The sequence below is a fragment of the Haemophilus sp. C1 genome, assembly GCF_001276515.1.
Lineage (GTDB): Bacteria > Pseudomonadota > Gammaproteobacteria > Enterobacterales > Pasteurellaceae > Haemophilus.
Map to the genome: position 1 here is coordinate 101,756 of NZ_LDVZ01000002.1, position 11,469 is coordinate 113,224.

Here is an 11,469-nt window from a genome sequence, read left to right on the forward strand (position 1 = left end):
ATTCGCTCTAATTGTTTGTATATGAAATAGGCGGACTAAAGTCCGCCCGACGAAAATATTGGAAATTATTCTATAACGATTAATGGTTCGTCGAATTCAACAGCGTCACCGTCGTTGATAAGAATTGCTTTTACTACGCCAGCTTTGTCTGCTTCAATGCGGTTCATCATTTTCATTGCTTCAACGATACAAAGCGCGTCGCCAACTTTCACAGACTGACCTACTTCAACAAATGCTTTTGCTTCTGGGCTTGGACTGCGATAGAACGTTCCTACCATTGGTGAACGTACGAGATGGCCTGATAATTCATCAGATGCAGCTGGTGCTGGTGCCGCAGCTGCTGGTGCTTGAGCTGGCGCAGCCGATGGAGTTGGTGCTACTACTGGTGCTGCAGCGTATTGAACTGCTGCTGGAGCAACTGCTGGCGCTGCACGGCTAATACGTACTGTACCTTCTTCTTCTTGCACTTCTAATTCAGTAATGCCAGATTCTTCTACTAATTCGATTAATTTTTTGATTTTACGAATGTCCATACGTTCTTCCTAAAAAGATTGAAATTTTAACCGCACTTTTAAACGAAAAAGTGCGGTTATGAATAAACTTGTTTTTGTGTTGCAAAGATTACCTTAAATTTTGGAAATTTGCGATAAAATTCTGTGAATTTCGCCAAAAATGCTCGATTTTCTTATTTTTTAGTAAGGTAATCGATAGCAAATAAAAAGGCAAACTCGTAACCTTTTGCACCCAAACCGCAAATAACACCTTCAGCCACATCGCTAAAATAAGAATGATGACGAAATGGTTCACGTTTATGCACGTTGGATAAATGAATCTCCACAAAAGGAATTGAAACGGCTAAAAGTGCATCGCGCAATGCTACACTGGTATGGGTATAAGCCGCAGGATTGATTAAAATAAAATCGACTTGATGAAAACTTTCGTGGATCTTATTAATTAATTTTTCTTCACTATTGGTTTGAAAACATTCCACTTTTACATTGTGCTGAGTGGCTAATGTTTGTATTTTCTCTTCAATGGATGCAAGAGAAATACTGCCATAATGTTTTGGCTCGCGAGCCCCTAACATATTTAAGTTCGGGCCATTTAACAGCAAAATTCTGTGTGTTTGCGACATTTTTAATCCTTTTTGTGTGGTGCATTATACTGGTTTTTCGATTTTTGGTGGTCGAATCAGATAATTTTAGTGATAAATTCAGATTCTAAATCCACAATAGGTAAATTAGAAGCAGGCCAAGCACGTAGTACTTGATATTCCATCAACTCTAACGTGTCTAAGCCTGGCGTTACATTCGGGGTGTATTGTTGTGCGATTCGCGCAAGTTGAGAAAGCCCTAAACTGCTTTCGATACTTGAACTAATAACCGCTTTTAGACCTAACGAATGTGCTTGATTAATGAGCTCAGCACAACGTTGGATTGAACCAATTAAAGTGGGTTTGATTACGACAGCCGATAAGTGCGGTTCTTTTTCTAGGCAAAAATTAGGCTCTCGCACGGATTCATCCCATGCAATTGCGATGTCGGTTTGAGCTGCAAATTCACGACTGAGTTCTTGAGTTTTACAAGGTTCTTCTAAAAATTGAATACGTTTTCTATGTTGCTGTTTGACTTTAGCGGCAAATTGTAACGCTTTTTCTAACGACCAATGACGGTTTGCATCTAGTCGTAATTGTAAATCGGGAATGGCTTCTAAAAACATATCGGCAATTAATCCATCGCGATTGGCTTCGTATATTCCCACTTTCATCTTTGCCACTTTTTCGCCTTTAATGCTCGCAAGTTTAGCGTACAGTTCATCTGGATCGCCATAACAAAGTGGTGCCGTATGATAATTGCCTTCAGCTTGTAAATAACCTTTCATTTCATCCATTGAGCAACTGATACCAAAAGCAACGGAGGGATAGGTGCCATCTAATGGGACGCGAGGTGCGTCACAGCTTGCATTGCACCATGTCGTTAGCCATTCAATTGCTTGTTCTTGAGCTTGGTCTAGGGTTTCTTCGCTAAAACCAGGTAGCGGGGCGATTTCTCCCCAGCCGTCTCTGCTGCAACTCACTCTTACGATTAAGCCTTCACGGCGTTTTAAAAAACGATCACGCAGAATAAGTTGGCTATCAACGGGGATGGAATAACGGTAAAGATTAAATGATTTTTCAGCCATGCTTGCTCCCAATACAAAAGTGCGGTCAAAATTCATGAAGATTTTTAACCGCACTTTAGAACGATAATTTAAGGGTTACGTCTGAATTTACTGAAGTCTGGGGCGCGTTTTTCGTTAAACGCATTGCGACCTTCTTGACCCTCTTCAGTCATGTAGAACAACATTGTTGCGTTACCCGCTAATTCTTGAAGACCTGCTTGGCCATCACAGTCAGCATTTAATGCCGCTTTCAAACAACGAATCGCGATTGGGCTATTGCGTAACATTTCACGACACCAACGCACGGTTTCTTTTTCAAGATCAGCGTAAGGCACAACAGTATTGACTAAACCCATGTCTAATGCTTCTTGTGCATTATATTGACGGCATAAGAACCAAATTTCACGCGCTTTTTTCTGACCCACTAAACGAGCCATATAGCTTGCGCCCCAACCACCATCGAATGAACCGACCTTTGGCCCAGTTTGACCGAAAATAGCATTTTCAGCAGCAATCGTTAAATCACAAAGCATATGAAGTACGTGACCGCCACCAATTGCATAACCTGCCACCATTGCTACAACTGGTTTTGGACAAGAACGAATATCGCGTTGGAAATCTAATACATTTAAGTGATGTACGCCGCTGTCATCTTTGTAACCGCCGTAATCGCCACGCACTTTTTGGTCTCCACCAGAACAGAATGCTTTTTCGCCTTCGCCAGTTAATACGATAACACCAATATTTTCATCGAAACGAGCATCAGAAAATGCGGTGATCATTTCTTTCACTGTTTGTGGACGGAACGCATTACGAACTTCTGGGCGGTTAATCGTGATTTTGGCAATACCATCAGTGGATTTATGATAGCGAATGTCGCTATAGCCTTCACTATGGTCGACCCATTCAACAGGCGCATATAACACATCATCTTTTGGATTTTGCATGAGAATTCCTTTAATTAACGTAAAAAAGTGCGGTCATTATAGCGGAAGTTTTTCAGATCAGGAAAACTAAATTCATTTGCTACTTTATCTGTCGTGAAGATATTGCTAGAATTTTGCGTATTCTCTCTTTTATAAGGATCAAATGTGAAATTAATCGCAACCTTAGGTGTGGCAGTATTGCTGTCTGGCTGCTCAATGTTTGGTAGCTCACAATCCGCAATCCCAGGTGAATTTGCGGGGGCGGATTACCAACTTTCCGATCAAGATGCAAAACAATGGGCGATTGCAAGTAAGCAAGCAGAACAATGCGTTTACCCAAATTTAACTCGGATTTTGCAACAGCATTTTTCTAAAGAAGATAGCTATATTCACTCACAATATGTCTTTTTCTATCCGTTGGAAAAAATTATTGGCGAGCAATATGTGAAGATTATTCAAGGTGATGAAAAATCGATGAATTACGCAAGCTATCAGTTTAAAAAATTTCGTACCGAAGTAGGCAATGTTGAGCCTTTAACTGAACAGGCGTGTTTAAAATTACGTAATGAAGCGCGCGATGATTTGGCTGTCGTGAAAGGTCAATATAAAAATGGTATGGTGGAAGTGCAGAAAAATGAAGATGGCACACCAAAAAATCAAGATGGTATCGCGACGAATGAAAATAAATTCTTCTTTGATATTATCAAATGGGGATCGATGTTGTTGCTTTAGTCTGAAATTCAATGAAATAAAAAACCGCACTTTAAAGTGCGGTTTTATTTTTTATTCTTTCTAGCTAAAAATTACGCTAATTTTTTGATTTGTGCAGCTAATTTAGATTTGTGGTTTGCTGCTTTGTTAGCGTGGATTAAGCCTTTAGAAGCCATACGGTCAACAACTTTTTGCATTTCAACGAATGCTGCTTCAGCTGCTGCTTTTTCACCTGCTGCTACTTGAGCATATACTTTTTTGATGTAAGTACGCATCATAGAGCGTTGGCTTGCGTTGTGTTGGCGGCGTTTTTCAGATTGAACCGCGCGTTTTTTTGCTGACTTGATATTAGCCAAGGTCAAACTCCTAAAATTTCTGTTGATTGATAGACAAAATAAAGGGCGTCAATATGCCGATTTTTTATACTTTTGTCAATGGAAAATTTGTGTTGATTTCGGTGAGACACAACCGAAAGTAAGTATCGTTATTTTTACAAGCTCTTTCAATATGGGCTCACACAAACGATGTGCGGCGGATTTTATCAGTTTTTTTTCACGGAATATAGCGTAAAAACAAAATTTCTATACAATTAGGCAAAAATTTTAGGGTAGAGAAGAATATTTTGAGTAAACGACTTTTAAAATCTAGCATTGTTGTTAGTTCTATGACTTTATTATCAAGAGTGTTAGGTCTTGTGCGCGATGTGGTTATCGCTCATCTTATTGGTGCTGGTGCCGCAGCAGACGTTTTTTTATTTGCTAATCGTATTCCAAATTTTCTTCGTCGTTTATTTGCTGAAGGGGCTTTTTCTCAGGCTTTTGTACCTGTTCTCGCAGAATATCAAAAATCTGGTGATATTAATAAAACCCGTGAATTTATTGGAAAAGTTTCTGGTACCCTTGGGGGATTGGTCAGTATTGTTACGATCCTCGCGATGGTTGGATCGCCTGTCATTGCCGCTTTATTTGGGATGGGCTGGTTCACCGATTGGATAAATGATGGCCCTGATGCGCATAAATTTGAACAAGCCTCTCTTCTCCTTAAAATAACTTTTCCTTATTTATGGTTTGTCACTTTTGTCGCGCTTTCTGGAGCTGTGCTTAATACGATTGGGAAATTCGGCGTGATGTCCTTTTCACCCGTGTTATTAAATATAGCGATGATTGCCACCGCACTTTTCCTTGCACCACAAATGGACAATCCAGATCTTGCACTGGCTATCGGGATTTTTCTTGGCGGATTATTACAGTTCTTATTCCAAATTCCATTTATGAAACAAGCCGGTTTACTGGTTAAACCCAAATGGGCTTGGCGAGATGAAGGCGTAACCAAAATTCGTAAATTAATGATCCCTGCTTTATTTGGTGTATCGGTAAGTCAAATTAATCTTTTGCTGGATACAGTGATTGCGAGTTTCTTAATGACGGGCTCTATTAGCTGGTTGTATTACTCCGACCGTTTACTGGAATTTCCTCTCGGTTTATTTGGCATTGCTATTTCTACCGTAATTTTGCCAACACTTGCTCGTCACCACGTCAATCGTGAAGGCGATTCAGATAAAAGTTCGGTTGATTTTCGTAATACAATGGATTGGGGCGTGAGAATGATTTTATTACTTGGCGTTCCTACTGCCATTGGTATTGCGGTATTGGCTCAGCCAATGTTACTTACGCTCTTTATGCGTGGAAATTTCATGCTAAATGATGTTTATGCCGCCTCTTATTCTTTATGGGCCTTTAATGCGGGTTTGCTTAGCTTTATGTTGATTAAAATCCTCGCCAATGGCTATTACGCTCGACAAGATACCAAAACGCCAGTGAAAATCGGCATTATTGCCATGGTGAGTAATATGGGCTTTAACTTATTGGCGATTCCTTTCAGCTATGTAGGATTAGCAATTGCTTCAGCAATGTCGGCAACCCTTAACGCCTACTTACTCTATCGTGGCTTAGCTAAAGCGGATGTGTACCATTTCTCACGTAAAAGTGCGGTCTTTTTTGGAAAAGTTTTATTGGCAGCAATCGCAATGGGTGCGGCAGTTTGGTATTACGTGCCTGAAATCAACCAATGGGCGAAAATGGATTTCTTCATGCGTGTTTATTGGCTTGTTTGGTTGATTGTATTAGCCGCAATAGTTTATGGTGCAACGTTGATTTTATTAGGCGTTCAAAAGCACCATTTGCTGACAAAAAACTAACTTCTCGCTATAATGCCGAAATTCTCTTATTTTCATGGATAAGGACATGCAATTAATTCGCGGGCTTCATAATGCAAATCGTGTTTTACAAGGTTGTGCGCTAACGATCGGCAATTTTGATGGCGTGCATTTAGGGCATCAAGCAGTCCTTCGCCATTTACGTCAAAAGGCTGACGAATTAAATTTACCCATGGCGGTATTGTTATTTGAATCACAGCCACGTGAATATTTTATGAGAGAAAATGCACCAGCGCGTTTAATGCGTTTGCGTGACAAAGTTTATTATCTAGAAAAGGCTAAGGTTGATGTCGTAATTGTGGCGAAATTTGACCGCACTTTTGCTGAGCAACCAGCTGATATTTTTATTGAAGAAACGCTTGTTAATCATCTACATGTGAAATTTTTAAGTATTGGCGATGATTTTAAGTTCGGCTCAAAACGCCAAGGCAATTTTGCAATGTTGCAAGCAGCTGGTCAGCGTTTCGGTTTTGTTGTTGAAGATAACCGTAGCTTTTGTCTAGATGAACAGCGAATTAGTAGCACTGCGATTCGCGAAGCGTTGGCGAATGATGATTTACAACTTGCAGAAAATTTACTCGGTAAACCTTATCGTATTTTCGGGCGTGTGATTCATGGTAATAAGTTAGGCAGAACAATAGGATTTCCAACGGCAAATATTCGTTTGCATAGACAAGTCAATCCAATCAAAGGCGTTTATGCCGTAAAAGTGCGGTTAAAGTCAGGCGAGATTTTTAATGGCGTGGCAAATATGGGAAAACGCCCAACTATAAATGGATTAATGCAATTATTAGAAGTTCATTTATTTGATTTTTCTCAGAATATTTATGGCCAAATAGTGGAAGTGGAATTCTGCCACAAGATTAGAAACGAGATTAAATTTCCGTCTTTTGATGATTTAAAAATGCAAATTGAGAAAGACGTAGAAACTGCGAAAGCGTTTTTTAACAGTTAATTTTAAAATGTAAAAATTGGAAAATAAAATGACAGTCGATTACAAAAACACTCTTAACCTACCGGAAACCAGTTTTCCAATGCGCGGTGATTTAGCTAAGCGCGAACCTGATATGTTGAAAAATTGGTACGAGAAAAATCTTTACAAAAAAATTCGTGAAGCGAGCAAAGGCAAAAAATCTTTTATTCTGCATGATGGCCCTCCGTATGCGAACGGTAACATTCATATTGGTCACGCAGTAAACAAAATTCTGAAAGATATTATTATTAAATCCAAAACGGCATTAGGTTTTGATTCGCCTTATATTCCAGGCTGGGACTGTCATGGTTTGCCAATTGAATTAAAAGTAGAAGGCTTGGTGGGTAAACCAAACGAGAAAGTGACTGCCGCTGAATTCCGCCAAAAATGCCGTGAATACGCCGCGGAACAAGTAGAGGGTCAGAAAAAAGATTTTATCCGTTTAGGCGTGTTGGGCGATTGGGATAATCCTTATTTAACGATGAACTTCGATACCGAAGCGAATATTATCCGCACTTTAGGTAAAGTGATTGAAAACGGTCATTTATATAAAGGTTCAAAACCAGTGCACTGGTGTTTGGATTGTGGCTCTTCTTTAGCAGAAGCAGAGGTGGAATATGAAGACAAAGTTTCTCCATCTATCTATGTGCGTTTTCCTGCAGTAAGTGCGGTTGAAATCGAAGAGAAATTTAACGCAGTAGGCAAAGGCCATGGCAAATTATCTGCAGTCATTTGGACTACCACACCTTGGACAATGCCATCTAACCGTGCGATTGCGGTAAATGCAGACTTAGAATACAACTTGGTACAACTTGGCGATGAGCGTGTGATTTTAGCTGCTGAATTAGTGGAGTCTGTGGCGAAAGCCGTGGGCGTAGAACAAGTTGAAGTTTTAGGTTCAGTAAAAGGTCAAGCACTTGAGTTAGTACGCTTTAACCATCCGTTCTATGATTTCACCGTGCCGGTAATTTTAGGCGATCACGTGACTACCGATGGCGGTACAGGTTTAGTACACACTGCACCAGATCATGGTTTAGACGACTTTGTTGTGGGTAAACAATATGATTTACCGATGGCGGGTCTTGTATCTAATGATGGTAAATTTATTTCAACGACTGAATTCTTTGCAGGCAAAGGCGTATTTGAAGCCAATCCATTGGTTGTTGAAAAATTACAAGAAGTGGGCAACTTATTAAAAGTTGAGAAAATCAAACACAGCTACCCACACTGCTGGCGCCACAAAACGCCAATTATTTTCCGTGCAACACCACAATGGTTTATCGGTATGGAAACTCAAGGTTTACGCCAACAAGCATTAGGCGAAATCAAACAAGTTCGCTGGATTCCAGATTGGGGTCAAGCACGTATCGAAAAAATGGTTGAAAACCGCCCAGACTGGTGTATTTCCCGTCAACGTACTTGGGGCGTGCCGATGACCTTATTCGTGCATAAAGAAACCGAAGAACTTCATCCGCGTACCTTAGAGTTACTTGAAGAAGTAGCAAAACGTGTAGAAAAAGCTGGCATTCAAGCATGGTGGGATTTAGACGAAAAAGAATTATTAGGGGCGGATGCTGAAACCTATCGAAAAGTGCCGGATACCCTTGACGTATGGTTTGACTCAGGATCAACCTATTCCTCTGTTGTCGCGAATCGTCTAGAATTTAACGGTCAAGATATCGATATGTATTTAGAAGGTTCTGACCAACACCGTGGCTGGTTTATGTCTTCTTTAATGCTTTCTACCGCAACAGACAGCAAAGCACCATACAAACAAGTATTAACTCATGGTTTTACCGTGGATGGTCAAGGCCGTAAGATGTCAAAATCTATCGGTAACATCGTGACCCCACAAGAAGTCATGGATAAATTCGGTGGTGATATTTTACGTTTATGGGTTGCTTCAACAGATTACACTGGTGAAATGACTGTTTCTGATGAGATCTTAAAACGTGCGGCTGACAGCTATCGTCGTATTCGTAATACCGCGCGTTTCTTATTAGCAAACTTGAATGGTTTTGATCCAAAACGTGATTTAGTCAAACCAGAAGAAATGATTAGTCTAGATCGTTGGGCGGTAGCTTGTGCATTAGATGCACAAAATGAAATTAAAGATGCCTATGATAATTACCAATTCCACACTGTGGTACAACGTTTAATGCGTTTCTGTTCGGTAGAAATGGGCTCATTCTATTTAGATATTATCAAAGATCGTCAATATACAACAAAAGCAGACAGCCTTGCTCGTCGTAGTTGTCAAACTGCGTTATGGCATATTGCTGAAGCATTAGTTCGTTGGATGGCGCCGATTTTATCTTTCACTGCCGATGAAATTTGGCAACACTTGCCACAAACCGAAAGTGGTCGTGCAGAATTCGTATTTACTGAAGAATTCTATCAAGGCTTATTTGGTTTAGGCGAGAATGAAAAATTAGATGATGCTTACTGGCAACAGCTGATTAAAGTTCGTTCAGAAGTGAACCGCGTATTAGAAATTGCGCGTAACGATAAAGTGATCGGTGGTGGTTTAGAAGCAGAAGTGACCCTTTATGCGAATGGCGAATATCGTGCATTGTTAGAACAATTAGGCAATGAATTACGTTTCGTGTTAATCACCTCAAAAGCAGAAGTGAAAGCATTAGCAGACAAACCTGCAGATGTGGCTGCGGGTGAGTTAGAAGGTATTGCAGTGAATGTAGCTCGTTCTAACGGTGAAAAATGCCCACGTTGCTGGCATTATTCTGACAAAATTGGTGTAAATTCAGAACATCCAACACTTTGTCCACGTTGTGTAGAAAATGTGGCGGGTAATGGTGAAGTGCGCTATTTTGCATAATTAAATTCGTTGTAAAACAGAAAAGTGCGGTTTATTTTAACCGCACTTTTTTACTTTTGTACAAAAGGAAGTAGAGATTATGTTAGAGAAAGAAATGATTCGCTCTAAAACAATGTGGTTTTATCTCTTATTGGTTATTTTCTCCATTTTTACCAATATGGGGTTGGGTAATGTATTAAGTGAGAATATTCCCGTTTCAGATTACGCAATTTTATTTGTTATCACGGTGATTTCTTTTTATTTCACCCCTTGGCTTGGGAGAATATTGATCACTGTATTATTTCTCAGCGCGCTATTTTATTGTTCTGCTGGTTTTTTCTATGGTATTCCATCTTTGGGTATTATCGCTTCTGTTTATGAAACAAATATTAATGAAACTTTGGAATACTACACAACCATTCCTTTTTGGATATTTTTATTTCAAGCTAGTTATCTCATCCTATTTGTTGTTTTAATGAAATTAAGTTTTCATGCTAAACAACAAGCATTTAAATGGCTGAATACAGGTGTTATCGGCATATTATTAGTTTTTTCTTACAATCAATTTTCTGATTGGAACTATGCGTATAAATTCCGTTTTTATCCTGTTCTGTTTTACTCAGAATTTGATCGTATGAATGATCTGTATTTAGAACAACGAGATTTTCTAAATCAATCCGTTAATGCGCCTTCTCAATGGGATATTCAATCTTTCACGCCAAAGTATAAAAATTATATTTTGATTATCGGTGAAAGCATGCGAAAAGATTATATGTCGTTATATGGCTTTCCATTGAAAACCACTACATTTTTAGAGCGTGTGAAAGGCACAGTTTTTGAAAACTATTATTCTGCGGCACCAAATACGCAACCGTCTTTACAACGCACCTTGTATCGAGCAGATAAAGGGGAAACGGTTTATACGGATAATATTATTTCTTTAGCCAAAAAAGCGGGTGTGAAAACCTATTGGATTTCTAACCAAGGCAAAATTGGGGAATTTGATACGATGGCCTCTCGTATTGGTCAAAGTGCGGATGAAACAATTTTTATGAAGCCGTTAGGTTATAACTCTAAAAAAGTTTATGACGATGAAATGTTGCCCGTATTAGATAAAGCCTTAAAAGAAAATATTACGAATCCAAAATTAATTGTGATTCATTTAATGGGTTCACATCCAGCCTTTTGCGAGCGTCTTCCGTACGAGGTTAAAAATTATTTTATTAATCAATCTATGTCTTGTTATTTAGAATCGATTAAATATACGGATCAGTTTTTAGAAAAATTAAATTTACAATTGGTGGCACAAAATGAACCCTATTCGGTGATTTACTTTTCTGATCACGGGCTTGCTCATTATGAGGATTCTAAAGGCTTATCATTGCATCCAAATAATCTTTATAAACAAGATTATGAAATTCCTTTCGTTATGTTTTCGAGTGATAGCCAAAAGGTAGAAAAAATAAAAACGCCACAATCTGCATTTAATTTTGTTTATGGTTTTGCTGATTGGATGGGGATTAAGGAAAAACATTTACAAGGCGTGGATTTCTTCCATCCTGATAAACAGGAAATTAAGGTATTCGATTGGAAGAAAGTGGTAAATGTCAAAGAATTGGCTGATGATCCAGCAAAATTACCAGAAGCCGTTCAGTAAATAAGATCGTGC

10 protein-coding genes are annotated in these 11,469 nt (G+C 39.2%); 5 read left to right on the top strand and 5 right to left on the bottom strand.

Features of this window, described 5'->3' with window-relative positions:
* Positions 1-65: 65 nt before the first annotated feature.
* The 4 genes from accB to menB form a co-directional block, all read right to left on the bottom strand.
* A complete protein-coding gene (gene accB / locus ABW51_RS01450; protein WP_053465265.1) occupies positions 66-533 on the bottom strand; it encodes an acetyl-CoA carboxylase biotin carboxyl carrier protein in 468 nt (155 codons plus the stop codon).
* A 152-nt stretch (positions 534-685) separates the two neighbouring features.
* On the bottom strand, positions 686-1,135 hold the full coding sequence (gene aroQ, locus ABW51_RS01455; RefSeq protein ID WP_053465266.1) for a type II 3-dehydroquinate dehydratase: 450 nt from the start codon (positions 1,133-1,135) through the stop codon (positions 686-688).
* A gap of 56 nt (positions 1,136-1,191) precedes the next feature.
* Positions 1,192-2,181: an o-succinylbenzoate synthase gene (menC, locus tag ABW51_RS01460; protein WP_053465267.1), complete on the bottom strand. Its 990-nt coding sequence runs from the start codon at positions 2,179-2,181 to the stop codon at positions 1,192-1,194.
* Between the two features lie 68 nt (positions 2,182-2,249).
* The gene (gene menB / locus ABW51_RS01465; RefSeq protein ID WP_005630980.1) at positions 2,250-3,107 is read right to left on the bottom strand and encodes a 1,4-dihydroxy-2-naphthoyl-CoA synthase; all 858 of its coding nucleotides are present in this window, start codon (positions 3,105-3,107) and stop codon (positions 2,250-2,252) included.
* Between the two features lie 144 nt (positions 3,108-3,251).
* Between menB and ABW51_RS01470 the strand changes: the two genes are divergently transcribed.
* Positions 3,252-3,818 carry a DUF5358 domain-containing protein gene (locus ABW51_RS01470; protein ID WP_032803330.1) on the top strand — a complete coding sequence of 189 codons (567 nt, stop codon included), beginning with the start codon at positions 3,252-3,254 and terminating at the stop codon, positions 3,816-3,818.
* Positions 3,819-3,889: 71 nt separating this feature from the next.
* On the opposite strand, the gene rpsT is transcribed toward ABW51_RS01470, so the two are convergent.
* Entirely contained in the window at positions 3,890-4,153 is a 264-nt protein-coding gene (gene rpsT / locus ABW51_RS01475; protein WP_005548279.1) for a 30S ribosomal protein S20, read from the bottom strand.
* Between the two features lie 266 nt (positions 4,154-4,419).
* Between rpsT and murJ the strand changes: the two genes are divergently transcribed.
* From murJ to ABW51_RS01495, 4 genes are all read left to right on the top strand, one after another.
* The gene (gene murJ, locus ABW51_RS01480) at positions 4,420-5,994 is read left to right on the top strand and encodes a murein biosynthesis integral membrane protein MurJ (protein ID WP_053465268.1); all 1,575 of its coding nucleotides are present in this window, start codon (positions 4,420-4,422) and stop codon (positions 5,992-5,994) included.
* A gap of 46 nt (positions 5,995-6,040) precedes the next feature.
* Positions 6,041-6,967, top strand: a complete 927-nt coding sequence (gene ribF / locus ABW51_RS01485) for a bifunctional riboflavin kinase/FAD synthetase (RefSeq protein WP_053465269.1) — start codon at positions 6,041-6,043, stop codon at positions 6,965-6,967.
* Positions 6,968-6,995: 28 nt separating this feature from the next.
* Entirely contained in the window at positions 6,996-9,821 is a 2,826-nt protein-coding gene (gene ileS / locus ABW51_RS01490) for an isoleucine--tRNA ligase (RefSeq protein WP_053465270.1), read from the top strand.
* Positions 9,822-9,900: 79 nt separating this feature from the next.
* Positions 9,901-11,457 carry a phosphoethanolamine transferase gene (locus ABW51_RS01495; protein WP_053465271.1) on the top strand — a complete coding sequence of 519 codons (1,557 nt, stop codon included), beginning with the start codon at positions 9,901-9,903 and terminating at the stop codon, positions 11,455-11,457.
* Positions 11,458-11,469: the final 12 nt, after the last annotated feature.

Excerpts from the sequence above, each read along its gene's own strand:
- ribF (WP_053465269.1), top strand. The coding sequence starts at position 6,041 with ATGCAATTAATTCGCGGGCTTCATAATGCAAATCGTGTTTTACAAGGT.
- menC (WP_053465267.1), bottom strand. The coding sequence starts at position 2,181 with ATGGCTGAAAAATCATTTAATCTTTACCGTTATTCCATCCCCGTTGAT.
- accB (WP_053465265.1), bottom strand. The coding sequence starts at position 533 with ATGGACATTCGTAAAATCAAAAAATTAATCGAATTAGTAGAAGAATCT.
- aroQ (WP_053465266.1), bottom strand. The coding sequence starts at position 1,135 with ATGTCGCAAACACACAGAATTTTGCTGTTAAATGGCCCGAACTTAAAT.
- ABW51_RS01495 (WP_053465271.1), top strand. The coding sequence starts at position 9,901 with ATGTTAGAGAAAGAAATGATTCGCTCTAAAACAATGTGGTTTTATCTC.
- menB (WP_005630980.1), bottom strand. The coding sequence starts at position 3,107 with ATGCAAAATCCAAAAGATGATGTGTTATATGCGCCTGTTGAATGGGTC.
- ileS (WP_053465270.1), top strand. The coding sequence starts at position 6,996 with ATGACAGTCGATTACAAAAACACTCTTAACCTACCGGAAACCAGTTTT.